Source organism: Gemmatimonadales bacterium (assembly GCA_030697825.1).
In the GTDB taxonomy this organism is placed as follows: Bacteria; Gemmatimonadota; Gemmatimonadetes; order Gemmatimonadales; family JACORV01; genus JACORV01.
Map to the genome: position 1 here is coordinate 1 of JAUYOW010000014.1, position 21,777 is coordinate 21,777.

Below are 21,777 nucleotides of genomic sequence, written 5' to 3' on the forward strand. Positions count from 1 at the left end.
AACCCCGCCAATCGCGCCCTACCTTCGATGTACCAATCGGTTACGTCTTCTCGAAAAGGGTACGGTACCCCATGACTGTCACCACGCAGCCGCACCGCGGCGGCGTCTTTTCTTCCGCCGCGCGAAAGTCCGACGTTCCCATCCCGAACTTCATCGGCGGCGCCTGGGTGCAGGCCAGCGCCACCGAATCGCTACCCCTCACCAATCCCGCCACCGGCGAAGCCCTCGGCCGAGTGCCCCTGTCGAACGCGAAGGACGTGGAAGACGCCGTGGCTGCGGCGCAGGCCGCGTTCCCCGCGTGGCGCGCCACGCCGGCGCCGGTGCGGGCTCGATACCTCTTCAAGCTGAAGGCCCTCCTCGACGAGCACTTGGACGAGATCTCCTCGATCGTCACCCAGGAGAACGGCAAGACGCTCGACGAGTCGCGCGGCTCGGTGAAGCGCGGCATCGAGAACGTCGAGCACGCCTGCGGCATCCCGACGCTGATGATGGGGCAGACGCTCGAGGACGTAGCGACGGGGATCGACTGCGAGTACGTCCGCCAGCCGATGGGCGTCTTCGCCGCGATCACGCCGTTCAACTTCCCCGCGATGGTGCCGCTCTGGTTTTGGCCCTACGCCATCGCGACGGGAAATACGTTCGTCCTCAAGCCCAGCGAGCAGGTCCCGCTCTCGCAGCAGCGGATCATCGAGTTGGCGCACGCTGCCGGCATCCCCACCGGCGTGCTCAACCTCGTTCACGGCGGCAAGGACGCGGTCAACGCGATCCTCCAGCATCCGGGTATCGTCGGCGTGTCGTTCGTGGGCTCGACGGCCATCGCGAAGTACATCTATACCGAAGCCGCGAAGTACGGGAAGCGGGTCCAGGCACTGGGCGGCGCCAAGAACCACGTCGTCGTGATGCCGGACGCGAACCTCGACCAGACCACCAACGCCGTCACCGAGTCCGTTTTCGGTTGCGCCGGCCAGCGCTGCCTCGCCGGCAGCGTAGTGGTCGCGGCCGGCAAGGCGTACGGCCCGTTGAAAGACCGCCTCCTCGCCGCCGCGAAGGGCCTCAAGATGGGCTACGGCCTCGACGAGGGCGTGAAGCTCGGCCCCGTGGTCTCCGCCCGGCACAAGGAGCGGGTGCTCGGCTACATCGAGGCGGGGGTCAAGGACGGCGCCGACCTCCTGATGGACGGTCGCGGAGCGAGGGTGCCCGAGTATCCGAACGGCGCCTTCCTCGGCCCGACGATCTTCGACGGCGTTTCGCCGGAGATGACGATCGGAAAGGAGGAGATCTTCGGCCCGGTGGCCTCGCTCACCCACGTCAACGATCTCGATGAGGCGATCGAGTCGGTGCACCAGAGCGCCTACGCCAATGCGACTTCGATCTTCACGTCGAGCGGCAAGGCGGCGCGCGAGTTCCGCTACAAGGTCGGGGTCTCGATGATCGGCGTGAACATCGGCGTCGCGGCTCCCATGGCGTTCTTCCCGTTCGGCGGGACCAAGGGCTCGTTCTTCGGGGACCTGAAGGCGCATGGGCAGGATTCGGTGCAGTTCTATACGGACAAGAAGGTCGTGATCTCGAGGTGGTTCTGAGGGGGAGCGGGGAGCGGGGAGCGGTTCCTTTAGGGCGCCTTTCAGCACTTGGTGGCGAGGGGAACTCGGAGGAGCCCTTGCAGCGCTGCGATGGAGCCGTCGGCGAGCGCGAGCAGTTCACCCGCACGCTCGGCCGGCAGGTACTCCAGTTCCTCCGCCAGCCGAACCAGGCACTCCGCTTCGGCCGCCGAGCCGAGGGCGACGCGCAAGTGCCGCCGGAACAGCGGACCGGTGCTCAGCCCGTATCCCTCCACGACGTTGGCCTCAACGGAGACAGCGGCACGACGCATCTGATCGAACAGCGCACGCGATCGGGGATGGTGGGCGGCATCCGTGAACCGGTGCGCGAGCACGGCCAACCTGTGGGCGCGTTGCCAAGCCACGAGGGAGCGGTACTTGTGCATGTGCAGAAGGTAAGGCGGAATGCCGCGCTGCCCGGTACCGTTTCATTGCACTCCGTACCAGAATCGCGCACGGAAAGGTACCGCTCCCCGCTCCCCGCTCCCCAGGAGACACTCTGATGCCGCGGATCGTCACGGGCGGTCTCATCCAGCTGTCGAATCCCATCAACGAAGACGGGGTCCCGGTCGCCAAGATCAAGCAGGCGATGCTGGACAAGCACCTCCCCTGGATCGAGGAGGCCGGAAAGAAGGGCGTCCAGATCCTCTGCCTCCAGGAGATCTTCAACGGCCCGTATTTCTGCCCCAGCCAGGACTCGAAGTGGTGCGACACCACCGAGCCGATCCCCGGCCCCACGATCGAGCTGATGCAGACTTATGCGAAGAAGCACGACATGGTCATCATCGTGCCGATCTACGAGCGCGAGATGGCGGGCGTCTACTACAACAGCGCCGCCGTCATCGACGCCGACGGCAGCTACCTCGGCAAGTACCGGAAGATGCACATCCCGCACACCTCGGGCTTCTGGGAGAAGTACTTCTTCAAGCCGGGCAACCTCGGCTACCCCACGTTCAAGACGCGCTACGCCCAGGTCGGGGTGTACATCTGTTACGACCGCCACTTCCCCGAGGGCGCTCGGCTGCTCGGGCTTCACGGTGCCGAGATCGTGTTCAATCCTTCGGCCACGGTCGCGGGGCTCTCGCAGTATCTCTGGAAGCTCGAGCAGCCCGCGCACGCCGTCGCGAACGGCTACTTCATGGGATGCAGCAACCGCGTCGGCACCGAAGCGCCGTGGAACATCGGCCAGTTCTACGGTTCTTCGTACTTCGTGGACCCGCGCGGCAACTTCCTGGCGGTGGGGAGCGAGGACAAGGACGAGCTGGTCGTGGCCGAGATGAACCTCGACATCATCGAGGAAGTGCGGCGCACCTGGCAGTTCTACCGGGACCGCCGACCGGATAGCTACGACGACATGGTGAGGCAGCTGCCGTGAGGCGGGAGCCGGGAGCCGGGAGCCGTGCTTTTCGCGCCCGGCGCGGCCGCGGTGTTCCGCGGTGGGTCCGGCTCCCGGCTCCCGGCTCCCGAAGTGGGAAGCCCCTATGCCGCTCCTGATCTCCAACGGCCGGATCATCACGGCAACCGACGACTACGTCGCGGACATCTACTGCGCCGGCGAGACCATCTCACGCATCGAGCGCGGGATCGACCCGAAGACCCTGCCGCCGGACACCGAGGTCGTGGACGCCTCGGGCAAGTACGTCTTTCCCGGCTTCATCGACCCGCACGTCCACATCTACCTCCCGTTCATGGGCACGTACGCGGTGGACGACTACGAATCGGCCAGCAAAGCGGCGCTCGCGGGCGGCACGACCACGCTCATCGAGATGATCTGCCCCGGACCCAGGGACGATCCGTACGAGGCGTTCGAGTTGTGGCGTTCCAAGGCCGAGGGCCTCGCGGCGCTGGACTACACGTTCCACATGTCGGTAGTGCGTTTCGAGGAGAGCGTCCGCGAGCAGTTCCGGAAGATCGTCAAGGCGGGCGTGCCGTCGTTCAAGGTGTTCCTTGCCTACAAAGGCGCGCTCAACCTCACCGACGAGCACCTCTTCGCCATGATGGGGTTGGCGAAGCAGTGGGGCGTGATCGTGACCGCGCACTGCGAGAACGCGGACTCGATCGACGCGATGCAGCGGGCGCTGATCGCGGCCGGCAGGACCGGAACGGAATGGCACGGCGCGGCGCGCCCGCCGGCGGTGGAGGCGGATGGAGTGCACCACCTCTGCACCTTCTCCGAGCTGACCGGTGCGCACATCTACACGGTGCACACCTCGTGCGACGAGGCGGTGCGGGCGGCGCTTGCGGCGCGCTACCGCGGCGTCAACGTGTGGATCGAGTCGGTGGCGCCGCACTTCGTGCTCGACGAGTCGTATGCGGAGAAGCCTGACTTCGAGGGCGCGAAGTACGTGATGAGCCCGCCGCTCCGGCACCGGCGCAACCAGGCGGTCCTCTGGAACGGCGTGAAGAGCCGCGCCATAAGCACCATCGGCACCGACCACGCGCCCTTCACCACCGAGCAAAAGAAGATGGGAAAGGACGCGTTCACGAAGATCCCCAACGGCATCCCGACCATCCAGGAGCGGGTGGACCTGATCCACACCTACGGGGTGTGCGAGGGACGCCTGTCGCTTCAGACGATGGTGGACGCGTGCAGCACCCAGGCCGCCCGGCTGTTCGGGCTCTACCCCAGGAAGGGCGCGATCCGGGTAGGGAGCGACGGGGACCTGGTGGTCTACGACCCGAACGACCGTGGCAGGTTCTCGAAGCGGACCAGCCACTCGAAGGTGGACTACTGCGCCTACGAGGGCTGGGAGCGGAAGGGCTGCGCCGCGGTGGTCGCGGTGCGCGGCCAGGTGCAGGCGCGGGGCGGCAGGTTCGTCGGGACGGTGGGGCGAGGGCAGTTCATCGGAAGAGAGCCGACGCATGGGTAGGGGAGCAGGGAGCGGGGAGCGGTACCTACCGATGCGGGTCGCGGCGACGAGTCGCCGTGCGGGGCATCCCAAGGTACCGCTCCCCGCTCCCCCAGGTACCTAACGCACGAAAGGCGATCATGGACTCGTCAACGGTACGGGCCAAGCACCAGGAGTTCCTCTTCCCCTGCGTCGCCAACTACTACCAGGAGCCGGTGGTCATCACGGGCGGCGCCGGCTGCTGCGTCCGCGACGCCGACGGCCGAGACTATCTCGATTTCTTCGGCGGCATCCTCACCCTGGGCATCGGCCATGCGCACCCCGAGTTCGTGGAGCGCATCCAGGAGCAGGTGGCGCGGCTGACGCACACCTCGACCATCTACCCCACCGAAGAGATCGTCCGCGTCGCGGAAAAGCTCGCGCGCATCACGCCCGGCAAGCTGAAGAAGAGCTTCTTCACCACCAGCGGCACCGACGCCGACGAGACGGCGATCATGCTGGCCAAGATCTACACCGGCAAGCAGGAGATCATCGCGCTCCGCCACAGCTACGCGGGCCGATCGCACCTGGCGATCGCGGTCACGGGTCAGAGCGTCTGGCGCGCGCTTCCCACCCAGGTCCCCGGCATCAAGCACGGCCTCTCGCCCTACTGCTACCGCTGCCCGCTGGGGCTCGAGTATCCCTCCTGCGGCGTGAAGTGCGCGCAGGACCTGGAAGAACTGATCCGAACCGAGACCACCGGCGCGCCGGCCGCCTTCATCGCGGAGCCGATCCAGGGAGCGGGCGGGTTCATCGTGCCGCCCAAGGAGTACTTCCAGATCGCGGTAGGGATCGTGCGGAAGTTCGGCGGCGTCTTCATCTGCGACGAGGTGCAGACCGGCTGGGGCCGCACCGGGGACAAGTGGTGCGGGATCGAGCACTGGGGGGTCGAGCCGGAGATCATGACGTTCGCGAAGTCCATTGCGAGCGGCTTCCCGGTCGGCGCGACCATCGCCACGGAGGAAGTGGCCAACGCCTTCACCGGCCTGTCGCTCTCGACCTTCGGCGGGAACCCGATTTCGATGGCGGCCACCGAGATCACGATGGACGTCATGGAGCGCGAGAACACGCCCCGGCGGTCCGCCGAGCGCGGCAAGCAGCTCCGCGACCATCTCGAGTCGTTCAAGGAGAAGTACCCGTTCATCGGCGACGTGCGGGGGATGGGGCTGATGCAAGGGCTCGAGCTGGTCGAGGACCGGAAGACGAAGGAGCCGTCCCCGAGGAAGACGCTCGCGCTGATGGAGGCGGCCAAGAAGCACGGCCTACTGATCGGGAAGGGCGGGCTCTACGGCAACGTGATCCGCATGGCGCCCTCGATGCTGATATCGAAGGCCGAGGTGGATGACGGCGCGGCACGCCTGGACAGGGCGCTGGCGGAGGTGCGTTGAGCCGGGAGCCGGGAGCCGTACCTTCCGGGGCTGATCCCCGCCTCTGGAACGCCGACCTCGCGCCCACGACCGCCGAGCAGCGGAAGTGGACTACGTGGAACATCGCCGCGCTGTGGATCGGCATGGCCATCTGCATCCCTACCTACACGCTGGCCTCGGGCCTCGTGGACCAGGGTTGGACGTGGCAGGCGGCGGTGGGCGCGGTCGTGCTGGGCAACGTCGTGGTCCTGATCCCGATCGCGCTCAACTCGCACGCCGGCACGCGCTACGGGATTCCCTTCCCCGTCATGAGCCGCGCCGCTTTCGGCGTGCTCGGCGCCAACGTACCTTCGATACTGCGTGCGCTCGTGGCGTGCGGATGGTTCGGGATCCAGACCTGGATCGGCGGCTGGGCGATCTACAAACTCATCGAAGCGATCTGGCCCGGGATGGCGACGCTACCGGCGATCCTGCCCGCCGCGGTCGGGCTCAACACCGGCGAGGCGGTCTGCTTCCTCCTGTTCTGGGCGATGAACGTGTGGATCGTCCTCCGAGGCATGGACTCGATCAAGTTCCTCGAGACCTGGGGCTCTCCGTTCCTCCTTGCCGTCGGGGCCGCGCTCTTCATCTGGGCGTGGTGGCGCGCCGACGGCCTGGGTCCGATGCTCGCCAACCCCCCGCGCCAGGGCGGCGCACCAGCTATCACCAACCTCTTCGGCGCGGGGCTCACTTCCGCCGTGGCATTCTGGGGGACGATGGCCCTCTCCATCCCCGACTTCTCGCGCTACGCGCGCAGCCAGCGTGACCAGGTCGAGGGTCAGGCGATCGGCCTGCCGCTGACGATGGCGCTCTTCGCGTTCATCGGCGCGGCGGTGACCAACGCGACCGTGGTGATCTTCGGCGAGCGCATCGCCGATCCCGTCGCCCTCCTCGCGCGGGTGGGCGGCGCGTTCACGGTGGTGATCGCGATGGCAGGCCTCACCGTCGCGACGCTCACCACGAACATCGCCGCCAACGTCGTCGCACCGGCCAACGGGTTCAGCAACCTCGCGCCGAGCCGGATCTCCTTCAAGGCGGGCGCGATGATCACCGCGGTGATCGGCATGGTGATGATGCCTTGGAAACTCTATAACGACGCCGCTGCCTACATCTTCACCTGGCTGATCGGCTACGGCGCGCTACTGGGGCCGGTGGCCGGGATCATGATCGCCGACTACTTCATCCTGCGCCGCTCGCGGCTGGACGTGGACGCGCTCTACCGGCGTGGCGGCGCGTACGAGTACACGCGCGGAGTCAACTGGATCGCGATGCTGGCGCTGGCCGTCGGGGTCGCGCCGAGCGTGCCGGGGTTCCTCGCCGCGTTGAAAGTGACGGAGGTCGCCCCGGTCTGGAGCGGTATCTACAACTGGGCCTGGTTCGTGGGCTTCGCTTTGGCGGCGACGGTGCATGTGGGTGGGATGAAGATGATGGGGAGCGGGGAGCGGGGAGCGGTACCTTTCCGTGAGGACGCCGATGGCGGTTCGGGGCGGGGCAACCTTGAGGGGGCACCGTGAGGAACCGCTCCCCGCTCCCCGCTCCCCCCGATCCTTTCGCCGAGATCGCCCCGCCCTTGACGCGCGACGCCGCGCTCGCCGAAGCGAACCGGTGCCTCTACTGCTTCGACGCCCCCTGCACCAAGGCCTGCCCGACGCACATCGACGTGCCGGCGTTCATCAAGAAGATCGCCACCGGCAACCTGAAGGGCTCGGCGCGCGTCATCCTCGACGCCAACCCGATGGGCCACTCGTGCGCGCGCGCCTGTCCGGTCGAGGTGCTGTGCGAGGGCGACTGCGTCCTCAACGAGCGCGACATCAAGCCGATCAACATCGCGCTCCTCCAGCGCGTCGCCACCGACTACGCCATCGAGAAGAAGCTGCAGCTCTTCAAGCCGGGGCCGGACACCGGGAAGCGCGTCGCCATCGTGGGCGCGGGGCCGGCGGGACTCTCGGGCGCGCAGGACCTCCGCCGCTGGGGCCACGCGGTCACCATCTACGAGGCCAAGCCGCTACCGGGCGGGCTCAACACCTACGGCGTCGCCGAGTACAAGCTCCGCGCGCCGACCGCCCAGGCTGAAGCGCAGATGGTCCTCGACCTCGGCGTCACGCTGAAGACCGGCCTGAAGATCGGCAAGGACATCCCGCTCGAGCAGCTGGTTAGCGAGTACGATGCGGTCTTCATCGCGGTCGGGCTCGGCGCGACCAGGCGCCTCGGGATCCCCGGCGAGGACAAGGACGGCGTGGTGGAGGCGCTCCGGTTCATCGAGACCCTCAAGACCCGCCCCGCCTCCGAGGTGAAGGTCGGCAGGCGCGTGGTCGTGATCGGCGCCGGGAACACCGCCATCGACGCGGTGACGCAGGCCAAGCGCCTGGGCGCGGAGACCAGCACCATTGTCTACCGTCGCGGCGAGGCCGACATGCCGGCCTACGACTACGAGTACGCGCTGGCCAGGAAGGACGGCTGTGACTTCCGCTTCCACTGCGTCCCGAAGGAGATCGTGGGACCGTCGAAGGTCGAAGGGTTGAGGGTGACGACGCCGGCGGGTGAGGAGACCATCCCCTGCGACATGGTCATCAAGGCCCTGGGCCAGACGCGGCGCGCGGACTTCGAGATCCCGAATGACCCACGAGTGTTCGCCGGCGGCGACTGCGCCAACGGCGGCAAGGAGATCGTGAACGCGGCGGCTGAGGGCAAGGCGGCCGCAGCCGCGATCCACCGGCTGTTTGGAGGAACCGATGGCAGACCTCCGCGTTAACTTCGCGGGCATCCGGACCCCGAACCCATTTTGGCTCGCCTCCGGCCCGCCCACCAACACCTATGGGCAGGTGGCGCGCGCCTTCGACGCCGGCTGGGGCGGCGCCGTGTGGAAGACCCTCGGCCAGCCGATCATCAATGTCTATTCGCGCTACGGCTCGGTGGACTACGCCGGCACCCGGATGATCGGGTTGAACAACATCGAGCTCATCACCGACCGGCCGCTCGAGGACAACCTGCGCGAGATCGCCGATGTGAAGCGGAACTACCCGAACCACGCGGTCATCGTGTCGCTGATGGTGGAGAGCAAGCGCGAGGCGTGGCACGAGATCGTCAGCAAGACCGAGGATACCGGCGCCGACGGGATCGAGCTCAATTTCGGGTGCCCGCACGGGATGAGCGAGCGCGGGATGGGCGCCGCGGTCGGCCAGGTGCCTGACTACACCTGCCAGATAGTGCAGTGGGTGAAGGAGGTCGCGAAGATCCCGGTCATCGTCAAGCTCACGCCCAACGTGACCGACGTGACCTACATCGCGCGCGCAGCGAAGCAAGGCGGCGCCGACGCCGTCTCGCTCATCAACACCATCAACTCGATAGTGGGGATAGATCTCGACACCTTCGCGCCGAACCCCGCGGTGCACGGCAAGGGGAGCCACGGCGGCTACTGCGGCCCCGCCGTGAAGCCCATCGCCCTCAACATGGTGGCGGCCGTGGCGGGCGACCCGGAGGTCGGCATCCCCATATCCGGCATCGGCGGCATCCTGACCTGGCGTGACGCCGCCGAGTTCATGGCCCTGGGCGCGACCACGGTGCAGGTCTGCACCGCGGTGATGCACTACGGCTTCCGCATCGTGGAGGACATGATCGACGGGCTGGAGAACTGGATGGACGAACACGAGTTCCGGACCATCCACGACTTCGCGGGCCGAGCGGTGCCCAACGTGACCAAGTGGGAAGACCTCGACCTCAACTACCACACGCTCGCCCGCATCGACTACGACAAGTGCATCGAGTGCGAGCTGTGCTACGCCGCCTGCGAGGACGGCGCGCACCAGGCCATCCGGAGGAACGACCGCGGCAACGGCGCGCCCGCGGTGGAGATCATCGACGAGGCGTGCGTCGGGTGCAACCTCTGCTTTCTGGTGTGCCCGGTCGAGGGCTGTATCACCATGGCGCAGGTCCCGAACGGCGCGCCGGCGGTGAGCTGGAAGGACTTCACGGCTGGTCGAGGCAAGCTGGCGCCGAGGCCGGAGCACTTCCATACCGCGAAGTTCGGCTAGCGCCTTCTCCTCGCCACCGCCGCGACCCGAAACACGAGGTCCTCAGAAGCGGTGCGGGTGACGGTGGAATACGCGGCGAACTGAAGACTACCACCTCACGGCCGCACTCCCCCACGTAAACCCCGATCCGAACGCTGCGAACATGACCAAGTCCCCCCGGGAGATCTTCCCTGACTGAATGCACTCGTGCAGCGCGATCGGGATCGAGCCCGCGGTCGTGTTCCCATACCTCTGGATGTTGTTGTAGACCTGGTCGTCGCGAAGCCCCAGCTGGCGTTGAACCATCTCAGAGATTCGAAGGTTGGCCTGGTGGGGGATCAGTACCTTGATGTCGGCGGTCGTGAGGCCGTTGGCCTGGAGGGCGAGCTTCACCGCATCCGGCATCTTGGTGGAGGCGTGCTTGAAGACCTCTTTCCCGTGCATTACCGGGAAGTGGAGTCCGGCATCGAGGTGCTCGTGGCTCATCCGGGGCGTGTGGGCGCAGCCGCCCAAGTCGCAGAAGAGCAGCTCGGCGTAGCGGCCGTCGGCAAAAATGTGGGTGGAAAGGACCCCGCGGCCTGAATCCTCGGTTGGACCGAGTATGACCGCCCCCGCCCCGTCCCCGAACAGCACCGAGAGATCACGACCTTTGGTCGTCAGATCCATGCCCGTGGAGTGCACTTCGGCCCCCACCAGGAGCAGGCGCTTGTACTGACCGGTCCGGATCCAGGCGTCCGCGATCGAGAGGCCGTATATGAACCCGCTGCACTGGTTCCGGACATCGAGGCACGGGATGTCCGTGATCCCGAGTTTCCTCTGGAGGTAGACCCCGCCGCCGGGGAAAAAGTAGTCCCCCGAGAGGGTGGCCAGGACGATGCAGTCCAGATCGGACGGCAGCAGACCGGCCCGATCGAGCGCGACCTTCGACGCCTCCACGGCGAGGTCCGATGTCATCTGGCCCTCCGCGGCCCAGCGCCGCTCGGTGATCCCCGTCCGGGTGCGTATCCACTCGTCCGACGTATCCATGATCGAGGCCAGCTCCTCGTTGGTCACGACGCGCTCGGGGACGTAGAAGCCGGTGCTGATGAACTCGGTCCGGGGCATGCCTCATCCTTTTCCGTTGGAGGCTATGGGCGCAGGGAGATGGGTTAGGCTACCGCGCCGGGATGCCGGGGACAAGGGCGGCGGGCTAAGTTATCGGCTCATGGACGCCTACGACGCGATTCATCGCCGGGCCTCGGTCCGGAGCTTCCGCCAGGCACCGGTCCCCCGCGACGCGCTGGAGCGGATGCTCGCCGCCGCGGTGCGCGCCCCCAACCACAAGCTGACCGAGCCGTGGCGCTTCGCGGTCGTGGCCGGAGAGAGCCTGCGACGCTACGCCGAGATCCGCCGGGCCCACCGCGCCAGAAAGTTCGACCCCGCGGACCCGGCGGGCGCCAAGGCCATCGAGAAGACCTACCGGGAGGCACTCGAGACACCCGCCTTCATCGTTGTGATGTGCGCCGTGTCGGACGACGAGGTCAGGCGGGAGGAGGACTACGCGGCGACGATGATGGCGACCCAGAACCTGCTGATCGCCGCGACTGCAGAGGGGTTGGGCACGTACCTGCGCACCGGCGGGATTATGGAGCTACCCGAGGTACGGGCGCTGGCCGGCGTGCCCAAAGGTCACCGCATCGTAGCGATCGTTTCCGTGGGGTATCCCGCCGCGACCGACGAGCCGAAGAAGCGAACCGACTCCGCCGAAAAGACCGCCTGGCTCGACTAGTTGTTGGGGGCCCCGCGGGTGATCCAGGTGCGGATGAGCGCCATCTGCGCGCTGGTCAGGAAGGGCGGGCCGTCCTCCGGCATCCGGGGCGAGATCGTGCCCTCCGTGCGCAGGATGATCATGGAATTCGCCGGGTCGTTCGGCTTGATGTAAGGCTGGGACGCTGAGGGAGGCTGGTTGACGATCCGGCTGTACGCCGAGGCCGTAAGATTGAGGCCGCCCTCCGCGGTCGCGGCGTCGTGGCAGAGGCTCTTCGCGCAACTGGTGGTGAAGATGGACTGGACGTCGGTGGCGAAGGAAACGGGCGGCAGCTGCATCACGAGCGTCGTCTGGGCGGCCTTGCCGCTCGCGGTGCCGGTGATGGTGGCCGTGCCCTCGCCCGCCACGGTCGCCGTGGTCGTGGTCCCGCTCGCGGGGCTGATCGAGGCGATGCGGCTGTTGGACGTGGTCCAGGTGAAGCTGGTCGGCGCGATCGCAGTCCCGCCCGAGTCGAACGCCGTCCCCGTGTAGACCAGCGTCCCGGTGAACGTCGTGAGCGTGTCGTTGGTGCGCGCACCGGGGCTCTGCACCGTGACGCTGGCGACCAGGCGGTTCACGGTCAGGTTCTTGCTCCCCGTCACGGTGCCGGTGGTCGCCTGGATCGCGGTCGTGCCGTTGGTCACCCCGGCGGTCGCCTTGCCGGTCGTCGCGTTCACCGTGGCGACGCCCGTGAGCGTGGACGACCAAGTGAAGGTCTGCCCGGGGATGGGGTTGGCGTTGGAGTCCGTGGCCGCGGCCGTGAAGGTCAGCGTGTCACCCGCCTTGAAGAGAGTGGTGCGCGCGCTGGACACGGTCACGACCGTCGCCACCGTGGGTGGCGGGGGAGGGGGGGCTGGCGGCTCGGTGCCGCCACCGCCGCACGCGGCCGCGAGCGCCACGCCCGCCGATGCGGCGGCGCGCTGGAGCCACCGGGACGCGGACTTCATTGAAGCTCTAAGCATTTGTGACACCTAGTCTATGGTCCGGAACGGGTCAGTCAAGAGACGTCGAACGACGAGGTGTGACCCCCGTCACGCTGCGCTGCTTGCGACCCGCGCGGGTGACCTCCCGCGCGGACAGTCCGTCCGTTATGTCCCTATTCGGGGACAGTCAAGAGGGAGGCGTCGCTCCCACTTCTACGCTCAGGAGGTCGCTCAGCGCGGCGAACAGCTCTTCCCGCGTGAACGGCTTCCGGAGGAACCGGACGCCGCCCAGGGCGAGCACCGAATCGACCATGTGCATCGTGTCGTACCCCGAAACGAGGAGGACGGGGAACGCGCCGCGCAGCTCGCGAATGCCCGCCACGACCTCCGCCACCGGCGTCCCGGGCATGACGACGTCCAGCACCGCGACGCGGAACCGGTCGGGGCGGGCGCTGAACAGCGCGCGAGCGACCGTCCCCGTGTCCGACTCCACTACCTTGAGACCGAAGCTCTCCAACAGCCGCGCCATGTTGCGCCGCACCTCGCGATCGTCGTCGGCCAACAGTACGTCGCCCTCCAGCCGCATGGTCCGCTCGGCGACCGGCGCGACGACGGCGAAGGGCACGTCGATCTCGACCGTCGTCCCCTCGCCCACCTTCGAGGAAAGACGGACCTCGCCTTCCATGCCCTCGACGACCGAGGCGACCATCGAGAGGCCCAGGCCATCGGCCCCGCGCTCGGCACCCGACGTGTAGAACGGCTCCATGACGTGCGGGAGCACGTTGGGAGGGATGCCGCGCCCGGCGTCCGCGACTGTGACGTGCGCAAACCCATCACGCGCGCTCGTCGCCGCGCTGACCTCTATCACGCCACCCTGCGGCATGGCCTCCACAGCGTTGTCAACGAGCGCGGTGAGGATCTGGACCCACGACTCACCGCTGCCGACCACAGCCGGCAGGTCAGCGGGAATGCCGACCTTCAGATGGTGCCCTTCTTCCATCCGACCGCCGACCAGATCGCGAACGCGGGGCCACACCAGAGCGAGCGTGGTCTGCTGCTCCCGCGCGCGGCCGCCGCCGGCAATACCCGCGAGCTGTTCGGCCCGCTGCCTGCTGCGCCGGACGGCGTGGTCGAGCCCACCCGGCGCCGCGCCATCGAGTGCGTGACCCAGATCGCGGTCGATGGAGAGCGCGATGGCCTCGATCGCACCCATCCTTCGCGTGAGCGCGCCGCGCAGAAGGGAGTGACGCTGAAGCTTTCGTTCCTCTGTTTCGTACCGGCTCAGGTGCCCCGCCAGCTCGGCGGCTCGGAGCCGCTCGGTTTCCAGCGCCTGCTCCAGCTCGAGCACCGGGTGCGCCGCGGCGCCGCGGAGACGGCGGGCGAGCCGCATGGACGCCAGGCCGACACCGACCACGAACGCCGCCGCCAAGCCGCCGGCAGCCGGATCGGCGAGCAGGCCGGGGATGGTTAGCAGCAGGCCGGCCACGAACCACACCGCGGCGCGGCGAGGAACTACGAAATGTGGGGCGATAGCGGCCGCGCCGATCCCTCCCGCCGCGGCGATCCACCAGCGATCCGTGAGGCACCCGGCTCCGAGCGAGCCGATGACCAGCAGACCGAGCGCCAGGGTGGCGGATTCACGCCCGCGGGCCGCCGCGACCCGGTGGCCGAGGAGCCCGGCGAAGACCAGCCCGAGATCCGCGAGGAGTGCCGGCGTCGATGCGGCCGCGCCGATGGCGGGCGCCGCGTCGCGGGCGAGCAGAGCGACGCCCGCCAGGGCGACGATGTCGCCCAGGTAGGTTGCCAGATGGGTCCGCACGAGCCGCGGCATGGGCTGGCGGAATGTGAGCCCCGCGGGACCGGAGCGGAAGCGCGGGGGGTGCGAATCCCTGGCTGGGGCCGTATCGTACTGGGCACTATGATCGAACTCCTGGTCGGCGGCGGCGCGCTCGTCTTCGGGTACCTCACTTCGAAGGACTTCGCGCGGCGGAAGCTGCGGTTCGTGGACGTGGTCCACACCAAGCCGGCGCCGTTGATCGCCGGTGCGGTCGTGGCCCTCGTGGCGGCACCGGTCGTCTGGATCCTCCCCATCGTGGGCGCCGGCACCGCTATCGCCCTCGGCGCGGGGGTCGGCCTCGGCATGAAGTCGGCGCAAAGGGATCGGCATCTCCTCGAGTAGTGCCCGCCCCGACGACGTCCAAACTCGAAGCAGCGGGTCTCCTCCTCGGTCCCGCGCTCTTTCTCGCGGTCCTGCTCCTGCCTCCGGCCGCCGGGATGAGCCTGCCCGCGCAGCGGGTCGCGGCCCTGACCTGTTGGATGGCCACTTGGTGGCTCTCGACCCCCGTCCCGCTCGAGGCCACCGCCCTCCTCCCGCTGGTCTGCCTGCCGGCGCTCGGCGTGTCAGGCTTCGACCGTGCGGCCGGCCCCTACGCCAACCCCGTCATCTTCCTGTTCATGGGCGGTTTCTTCATCGCCGCGGCGATGGAGCGATGGAACCTGCACCAGCGGGTCGCCTACGGGATCCTGCGCCTGGTCGGCACCGACGAGCGCCGCGTGGTACTCGCGTTCATGCTGGCGACCGCCTTCATAAGCATGTGGATCTCCAACACCGCGACGTCGGTCATGATGATGCCGATGGCTATCGCGGTGCTGGCGCTCGCCAAGGCGGAGGACCCCGGCGGCCCCGGCTCTCCGGCCCACCGGCATGGCGCCTTCGGAACCGCGCTCGTCCTGGGGATCGCTTACTCCGCATCCATCGGCGGAATGGCGACGCTCATCGGCACGCCGCCCAACGCGATATTCGCCGCCGCGGCCAAGCAACTCTACGGGACCACCATCGGCTTTGGGGAGTGGATGCGAGTGGGGCTGCCGATCGCCCTGGTGATGCTGCCGGCGTGCTGGTGGCTTCTGGCCGTGCGCCTGTTCCCCTGCCGGGGGCCCATCCACGGCCTGGGCGCGCGGCTGGATGCCGAGCGCGCCGGCCTGGGTCCGCTCCGCGGTGGAGAGCGGTTCACGCTCATCGTCTTCGTGACGGCCGTTGCCGCCTGGGTCCTTCGAGACCCCAAGGTGATCGGCGCGGTGACGATCCCCGGCATCGCGACCTTCGCCCCGGCGATCACCGACTCGGTGATCGCGATCGGCGCGGCGCTGGTGCTCTTCATCGTGCCCTTCGCCTGGTCGCCCCGCGGCTTCGCGCTCGACTGGCCGACCGCCTCGCGCGCCCCGTGGGGGATGCTACTTCTCTTCGGCGGCGGCCTCTCGCTCGCCGAAGCGTTCCAGTCGAGCGGCCTGTCGGAGTGGATCGGCGCGCTGCTCAGCGGGATGGCGGGCCAACCCAAGGTCATCGTCGTGGCGGTCGTGGCGACGGTGTTCGTCGCCCTCTCGGAGCTGGCGAGCAACGCGGCGGTCGCGGCGATGGCGATGCCGCTGTTGTCGGGGATCGCCCCGGCCGTCGGCCAGCCGCCGCTCCTGCTGATGCAGGTCGCGGCCCTCGCATCGTCCATCTCGTTCCTGCTCCCCGTCTCCACGCCCCCGAACACCGTCGCTTTCGCGACCGGCGAGGTCAGCGTGCGTCAGATGGCGAAGGCGGGCATCTGGCTCGACATCATGTCGATCGTGCTGCTGACAGTCGTCGGAACGTGGTTGATATAGGAAAGACGTGAAGACTCCGGAGGGAACATGACACGGTATTCGCTGCGACTCGCATTGGCCGCAACGGCGTTCTTCGGCCGTCCCGGCATCGCCCAGAACGTTGAATACACCTCTCCCGCGGGCGTCCGCTACTACGCGCAACGCGACACCGGCGCCGTCGCGCGGGCCGAGAGCCTGCTCGCGCTCGCCCCGGGCGACGTAGGACGGATCATCGAGCTGGGGATCGCACAGTCCGGGGTGCGGCAATACCGCGAGGCGATCGCGACGTACACGCGCGGCCTCGCTATCGAGCCGAACAATCCCCTGCTCTATCGCTACCGGGGCCACCGTTACATCTCGGTGCGTGAGTTCGACAGCGCGATTGCGGACCTGACCCGCGGCAACCGGCTAGACACGACCAACTACGACATCTGGTACCACCTCGGGGTCGTGCAGTTCGTGAGGGGGCAGTTCGGGTCCGCCGCAGACGCATTCGCGCACGCGCAGCGGCTCGCGCCTAATGACAACGAGCTGGCTGGCTCCACGGATTGGCTCTGGATGGCGCTCCGACGGGCAGGCCGCGCCGCCGACGCCCAGGCGGCGCTCGCGCCCATCAGCGACTCCATGCGGATCACCAGCGCGACGGCCTACTTCCAGCGGCTCAAGCTCTATCGCGGGCTGATAGGTCCCGAGCAGGTCTTCACGGCCGCCGATACCGCGGACATCGCGGTCGCGACGCTCGCCTACGGCGTAGGCAACTGGTACCTGGTGAACGGGGACACGGCGCGGGCGCGCGATTGGTTCCAACGCTCGATCGCCAGCGGCGGCTGGCCGGCCTTCGGGTTCATTGCGTCGGAAGTGGAGTTGAGACGGTTGCGCTAGAGGCCCTTCAGATTCCGGCCAGTTGTCTCAACACGTACTCCAGGATCCCGCCGTGCCGGTAGTAAAGCACTTCCTGCGGCGTGTCGATGCGCACCGTCGCCCGGAATTCCTTCACCGACCCTCCAGCGCCCCGAGCCCGAACCGTCACTTCCTTCGCGCCGTCGAGCGCCGCCGCCACGCCGGCCACGTCGTACACCTCCTCGCCCGTGAGGCCGAGCAACAGGGCACTCTCCCCCCCTCGGAACTGGAGCGGCAGGAGTCCCATGCCGACGAGGTTGCTCCGATGGATGCGCTCGTAGCTCTCGGCGATGACGACGCGGATGCCCTGGAGACGCGGCCCCTTCGCCGCCCAGTCGCGCGAGCTGCCGGCGCCGTACTCCTTCCCCGCGAGCACCACGAGCGGCACGCGCTCGGCCTGGTACTTCGCCGCGGCGTCGTAGATGGACATCGGCTCGCCGTCGGGCAGGTGGCGAGTGACGCCGCCCTCGGTGCCGGGGGCGAGCCGGTTCTTGATGCGCGGGTTGGCGAAGGTGCCGCGGACCATCACCTCGTCGTGCCCGCGGCGTGAGCCGTAGGAGTTGAAGTCCCTGGGCTGGACGCCCCTCGACATCAGGTACTTCCCCGCCGGACCGTCCTGCTTGATCGCGCCCGCCGGCGAGATGTGGTCGGTCGTGATGCTGTCGCCCAGGACAGCCAGCACGCGGGCGCCGGTGACGTCGCCCACGCCGCGCGGGGTGCGCGGCATGTCGTCGAAGTAGGGAGCGCGCTTGATGTACGTGGACGCCTCGTCCCACGCGTAGAGGTCGCCCTTGGGCACGGCGAGCGAGTTCCAGTGCTCGTCGCCGTCGAAGACGTTGGCGTAACTCTTCGTGAACATCTCCGAACGCACCGAGCGCCCGACCGTCTCCGCGACTTCTCGCGTAGACGGCCAGATGTCCTTGAGGAAGACCGGCTTCCCGTCCTGGCCGGTGCCGAGCGGCTCCTCGAGGAGGTTGATGTCCATGCGGCCGGCGAGCGCGTACGCGACGACCAGCGGCGGCGACATCAGGTAGTTGGCGCGCACCTCGCTCTGGACGCGGCCCTCGAAGTTCCGGTTGCCCGACAGCACCGACGCGACGACCAGCTCCCCTTCCCTGATGGCCGCGGACACCGGCTCGGGCAGCGGGCCGCTGTTGCCGATGCAGGTGGTGCAGCCGTAACCCACGAGATGGAACCGGAGCTGCTCCAGGTAGGTCGTGAGCCCGGCGTGCCCGAGGTAATCGCTCACCACTTTGGAACCCGGCGCGAGGCTCGTCTTCACCCACGGTTTCGTGGCGAGGCCGTGCTCGACGGCCTTTTTCGCCACCAGGCCGGCGGCGACCATCACCGAGGGGTTCGACGTGTTGGTGCAGCTCGTGATTGCCGCGATGACGATCGAGCCGTGACGCAACTCGGTCTCCACTCCCTCGAGCGCCACCCTGACGTGAGTTCGGCGCGGCGGCGCGGCGACGCCGCCCCCTTCCCCGCTGCCGCCGACCATAGCGCCGCCTTCATCCTCCCAGTGGTTGCGCACGCCGGACGGCGGCGCGATGGGTGAAGTGGGAGAAGTGAGGCCGGGCAGCGCGTCGAGGAACGCCTGCTTCACGCGGCTCAGCGCGACGCGGTCCTGCGGGCGCTTCGGCCCGGCCACGCTGGGCTCGACCGCGCTGAGATCGAGCGCGAGCGTGTCGCTGAACCCCGGCTCCGGTGACGTGGCCGTATGGAAGAGGCCCTGCTCCTTCAGGTAGGCCTCGATAAGCGCCACGCGCCATTCGGGCCGGCCGCTGAACCGCAGGTAACGGAGCGACTCATCGTCCACCGGGAAGAATCCGCAGGTCGCGCCGTATTCCGGCGCCATGTTCGCGATGGTCGCGCGGTCGGCGATGGGGAGCGTGGGGAGCCCGGGGCCGTAGAACTCGACGAACTTCCCGACCACGCCCTTCTTCCTGAGCATCTCGGTCACGGTGAGCACGAGGTCGGTCGCGGTCGCTCCTTCCGGGAGCTGGCCGCTCAGCCTGAAGCCGACGACCTGCGGGATGAGCATGGACATCGGCTGGCCGAGCATCGCGGCTTCGGCCTCGATCCCGCCGACGCCCCAGCCCAGCACGCCGAGGCCGTTGATCAGCGTGGTGTGCGAGTCGGTGCCGACCAGCGAGTCGGGATACGCCTGCGGGGCGTCACCCTCGGTCGTGAACACGACGCGCGCGAGGAACTCCAGGTTCACTTGGTGCACGATGCCGGTATCGGGCGGGACGACGCGGAAGTTCTGGAACGCGGTCTGGCCCCACCGGAGGAATGCGTACCGCTCCTGGTTCCGCTCGAACTCCAGCACCGCGTTCTCGGCGAACGCCTCGCGGGTGCCGAACGCGTCCACCTGAACCGAGTGGTCGATGACCAGCTCGGCGGGGAGTAGCGGGTTGATCTTCTTCGGATCGCCGCCCAAGCGCTTCATGGCATCGCGCATCGCCGCGAGGTCAACGATGGCGGGGACGCCGGTGAAATCCTGCATCAGGACGCGGGCCGGCATGAACGCGATCTCGTGCGACGGCGCCGCCTTCGGGTCCCAGCGCGCCAGGGCCTCGATGTCGTCACGCGTCACCGCGCTGCCGTCCTCGGTGCGGAGCAGGTTCTCGAGGAGGACGCGAAGCGAGAACGGGAGACGCGACACCGCGAGGCCGGACTTCTCGAGCGCGTCGAGCCGGTGGATGACGTAGCTGCGGTCGCCGACCCGGAGGGTGGCGCGACTGCCAAAGGAATTCTCCGTCATCGCGACCCTCGGGTTGTCAGAATTTAACTCCCGCTGTACTCGCGGCCAGAGCGGCGATGAGATCGAGCAGGAGGAAGAGGCCGACGCCGATGATGGCCCACTTGTGGCGCCGCCAGATCGCGACCGGCAGAGAGTCCTGCGCCGGCAGGCTACAGGCCCGGAGCGAACGATATGCGCCTTCCACCAGCGCCCGCCCGGTGTCGGACGATTGGGGCATGCACCAATATTGGTGAGGGCCGGCCCCCGGCGCTACTTTCCGGCACCTTTTTCGCACTGATTCTCTGGTGGAGGATGAGGTGTCGGCCGTCCCAGCCCAATACCGCCCGAAGATTTCGCCGACCGAGTTCATCGCCGCCCCGAGGGCCGGCCCCGACGAGCGCGTCGACGTCGGCGCGCTCTTCGTCGGCGGGGGGCCGGCCGGCCTGGCCGGCGCGATTCGCCTGGCCCAGCTCCTCGAGACCGCGCCCGAGGTGAAGGAACGGCTCGGCGAAACACCGATCGCCGTGGTCGAGAAGGGCCGCTATCCAGGCGCGCACCTGGTTTCCGGCGCCGTAGTGGATCCCATCGCCTTCAAGAAGCTCTTCCCCGACACGCCCGACTCCGAGTTCCCGTTCCGCGCGAGGGTCGCGGGGGAAGCGCTGTACTTCATGACGGAAAAGGGCACGATCAAGGCACCGATGATGCCGCCCACGATGCGCAATCACGGCAACTACGTGGCGTCCATCAGCGAGATAGCCCGCTGGCTGGGAGAGAAAGCCGAAGCCCTCGGCGTCATGATCCTGAACGAGACCGCGGCTGAGAAAGCGCTGTTAGAGGGCGACGTCGTGCGGGGCGTCCTCACCGGCGACAAGGGGCTGGGCCGCGACGGGACGCCAATGTCCAACCACGAGCCCGGCGTCGAAATGCACGCGCAGGCCACGGTGCTCAGCGAAGGGGTGACGGGCCACCTCACCATGGCCCTGATCGAACACTTCGGCCTCGCCGGCGCGAACCCGCAAGTTTACGCGCTCGGCGTGAAGGAAGTCTGGGACGTCCCAAAGCCTCTGAACCGCGTCATCCACACCCTGGGTTGGCCGCTACACGGGGACGAGTTCGGCGGCAGCTTCATCTATCCCCTGGGCGATTCGCAGGTCGCGCTCGGGCTCGTCGTCGGGCTCGACAGCGGCGATGCGTCGCTCTCCGTTCACGACCTGCTCCAGCGGTTCAAGCTCCACCCGCTGGTCGCGGGGATCATCGCGGGTGGGAAGCGCAACGAGCGCGGCTGGGGCGCGAAGACGATCGCCGAGGGCGGGTTCTACTCGATTCCGCGCCGGCTCAACGTGGCGGGAGCGCTCCTCGCCGGTGAGGCCGCGGGGCTCGTGAACGTCCCCACGCTGAAGGGCATTCACTACGCCATGTGGTCGGGCATGCTCGCGGCGGAGGCGATCTTCGAGACGCTGAAGGCCGGCCGTGAGCTTCAGGCGCCCGGCGCGCTCAACGGTTACGACGCAGCCGTCCGCCGGAGCTTCATCTGGAACGATCTCCGCCGGGTGCGCAACATGCGCCAGGCGATGAACCACGGCCTCATCCCCGGCGTGGCGCTGGCCGGCATGATGACGGTGACGATGGGCGTTTTCCCCGGCTGGCGCTTCGAGGTGAAGGGCGACGCCGAGCACCCGGTGAGCGCGGGACGACGCCAGTATCCCAAGGGCGACGGCAAGGTCACGTTCGACAAGCTGTCCAGCGTGTACGCGAGCGGCAACCGCACCCGTGACACCCAGCCCAACCACATTCGGATCCTCACGGACGTGCCACCGGAAGTCGGCGATGCCTGGATCCAGATGTGCCCCGCCGCCGTGTACGAGTGGATCCAGGGGGAATCGGGCCAGA

Annotated in this window: 18 protein-coding genes; 12 read left to right on the forward strand and 6 right to left on the reverse strand. The window is 68.2% G+C overall.

Annotated elements, in window-relative coordinates; all coding sequences use genetic code 11:
- Positions 1 to 71 precede the first annotated feature (71 nt).
- On the forward strand, positions 72 to 1,580 hold the full coding sequence (locus tag Q8Q85_00595; GenBank protein ID MDP3772744.1) for a CoA-acylating methylmalonate-semialdehyde dehydrogenase: 1,509 nt from the start codon (positions 72 to 74) through the stop codon (positions 1,578 to 1,580).
- 41 nt (positions 1,581 to 1,621) lie between these two features.
- Here the strand turns inward: Q8Q85_00595 and Q8Q85_00600 are convergent, their stop codons facing one another.
- Entirely contained in the window at positions 1,622 to 1,984 is a 363-nt protein-coding gene (locus Q8Q85_00600) for a four helix bundle protein (protein MDP3772745.1), read from the reverse strand.
- 116 nt (positions 1,985 to 2,100) lie between these two features.
- Here Q8Q85_00600 and Q8Q85_00605 point away from each other — a divergent pair, with 116 nt between their 5' ends.
- The 6 genes from Q8Q85_00605 to preA all read left to right on the forward strand — a co-directional run bounded on the left by Q8Q85_00605 (position 2,101) and on the right by preA (position 9,923).
- Positions 2,101 to 2,973 (forward strand): nitrilase-related carbon-nitrogen hydrolase, encoded by an 873-nt coding sequence (locus Q8Q85_00605; GenBank protein ID MDP3772746.1) that lies wholly within the window; start codon positions 2,101 to 2,103, stop codon positions 2,971 to 2,973.
- Positions 2,974 to 3,079: 106 nt separating this feature from the next.
- The gene (hydA, locus tag Q8Q85_00610) at positions 3,080 to 4,468 is read left to right on the forward strand and encodes a dihydropyrimidinase (GenBank protein ID MDP3772747.1); all 1,389 of its coding nucleotides are present in this window, start codon (positions 3,080 to 3,082) and stop codon (positions 4,466 to 4,468) included.
- Positions 4,469 to 4,587: 119 nt separating this feature from the next.
- Positions 4,588 to 5,874, forward strand: a complete 1,287-nt coding sequence (locus Q8Q85_00615; protein MDP3772748.1) for an aspartate aminotransferase family protein — start codon at positions 4,588 to 4,590, stop codon at positions 5,872 to 5,874.
- Entirely contained in the window at positions 5,871 to 7,406 is a 1,536-nt protein-coding gene (locus Q8Q85_00620) for an NCS1 family nucleobase:cation symporter-1 (GenBank protein ID MDP3772749.1), read from the forward strand. Before Q8Q85_00615 ends, Q8Q85_00620 begins: the two co-directional genes overlap by 4 nt.
- Positions 7,403 to 8,644: an NAD(P)-dependent oxidoreductase gene (locus tag Q8Q85_00625; GenBank protein MDP3772750.1), complete on the forward strand. Its 1,242-nt coding sequence runs from the start codon at positions 7,403 to 7,405 to the stop codon at positions 8,642 to 8,644. The genes Q8Q85_00620 and Q8Q85_00625 overlap by 4 nt, the downstream gene beginning before the upstream one ends.
- Positions 8,625 to 9,923, forward strand: a complete 1,299-nt coding sequence (gene preA, locus Q8Q85_00630) for an NAD-dependent dihydropyrimidine dehydrogenase subunit PreA (GenBank protein ID MDP3772751.1) — start codon at positions 8,625 to 8,627, stop codon at positions 9,921 to 9,923. Before Q8Q85_00625 ends, preA begins: the two co-directional genes overlap by 20 nt.
- Positions 9,924 to 10,010: 87 nt before the next feature.
- Here the strand turns inward: preA and Q8Q85_00635 are convergent, their stop codons facing one another.
- Positions 10,011 to 11,006 carry a beta-ketoacyl-ACP synthase III gene (locus Q8Q85_00635; GenBank protein ID MDP3772752.1) on the reverse strand — a complete coding sequence of 332 codons (996 nt, stop codon included), beginning with the start codon at positions 11,004 to 11,006 and terminating at the stop codon, positions 10,011 to 10,013.
- Between the two features lie 100 nt (positions 11,007 to 11,106).
- Here Q8Q85_00635 and Q8Q85_00640 point away from each other — a divergent pair, with 100 nt between their 5' ends.
- On the forward strand, positions 11,107 to 11,670 hold the full coding sequence (locus Q8Q85_00640; GenBank protein MDP3772753.1) for a nitroreductase: 564 nt from the start codon (positions 11,107 to 11,109) through the stop codon (positions 11,668 to 11,670).
- On the opposite strand, the gene Q8Q85_00645 is transcribed toward Q8Q85_00640, so the two are convergent.
- Both Q8Q85_00645 and Q8Q85_00650 read right to left on the reverse strand, forming a co-directional pair.
- Positions 11,667 to 12,635 carry an Ig-like domain-containing protein gene (locus Q8Q85_00645; protein MDP3772754.1) on the reverse strand — a complete coding sequence of 323 codons (969 nt, stop codon included), beginning with the start codon at positions 12,633 to 12,635 and terminating at the stop codon, positions 11,667 to 11,669. The genes Q8Q85_00640 and Q8Q85_00645 overlap by 4 nt on opposite strands.
- Positions 12,636 to 12,798: 163 nt before the next feature.
- Positions 12,799 to 14,442, reverse strand: a complete 1,644-nt coding sequence (locus Q8Q85_00650; protein MDP3772755.1) for an ATP-binding protein — start codon at positions 14,440 to 14,442, stop codon at positions 12,799 to 12,801.
- Positions 14,443 to 14,529: 87 nt separating this feature from the next.
- Between Q8Q85_00650 and Q8Q85_00655 the strand changes: the two genes are divergently transcribed.
- Genes Q8Q85_00655 through Q8Q85_00665 form a run of 3 tightly spaced genes read left to right on the forward strand, consistent with a single transcriptional unit; the run spans position 14,530 to position 17,123 of the window.
- Positions 14,530 to 14,790 carry a hypothetical protein gene (locus Q8Q85_00655; GenBank protein ID MDP3772756.1) on the forward strand — a complete coding sequence of 87 codons (261 nt, stop codon included), beginning with the start codon at positions 14,530 to 14,532 and terminating at the stop codon, positions 14,788 to 14,790.
- A complete protein-coding gene (locus Q8Q85_00660; protein MDP3772757.1) occupies positions 14,790 to 16,262 on the forward strand; it encodes a DASS family sodium-coupled anion symporter in 1,473 nt (490 codons plus the stop codon). The genes Q8Q85_00655 and Q8Q85_00660 overlap by 1 nt, the downstream gene beginning before the upstream one ends.
- Positions 16,263 to 16,289: 27 nt before the next feature.
- Positions 16,290 to 17,123, forward strand: a complete 834-nt coding sequence (locus Q8Q85_00665) for a tetratricopeptide repeat protein (GenBank protein MDP3772758.1) — start codon at positions 16,290 to 16,292, stop codon at positions 17,121 to 17,123.
- Between the two features lie 7 nt (positions 17,124 to 17,130).
- Here the strand turns inward: Q8Q85_00665 and acnA are convergent, their stop codons facing one another.
- Both acnA and Q8Q85_00675 read right to left on the reverse strand, forming a co-directional pair.
- A complete protein-coding gene (gene acnA / locus Q8Q85_00670; protein MDP3772759.1) occupies positions 17,131 to 19,908 on the reverse strand; it encodes an aconitate hydratase AcnA in 2,778 nt (925 codons plus the stop codon).
- Positions 19,909 to 19,924: 16 nt separating this feature from the next.
- Complete coding sequence (locus Q8Q85_00675; GenBank protein ID MDP3772760.1) at positions 19,925 to 20,125, reverse strand: hypothetical protein; 201 nt, start codon at positions 20,123 to 20,125, stop codon at positions 19,925 to 19,927.
- Between the two features lie 79 nt (positions 20,126 to 20,204).
- Here Q8Q85_00675 and Q8Q85_00680 point away from each other — a divergent pair.
- Positions 20,205 to 21,777, forward strand: a 1,573-nt coding sequence (locus Q8Q85_00680; GenBank protein MDP3772761.1) for an electron-transfer flavoprotein:ubiquinone oxidoreductase, incomplete at its 3' end; no start/stop codon positions are given.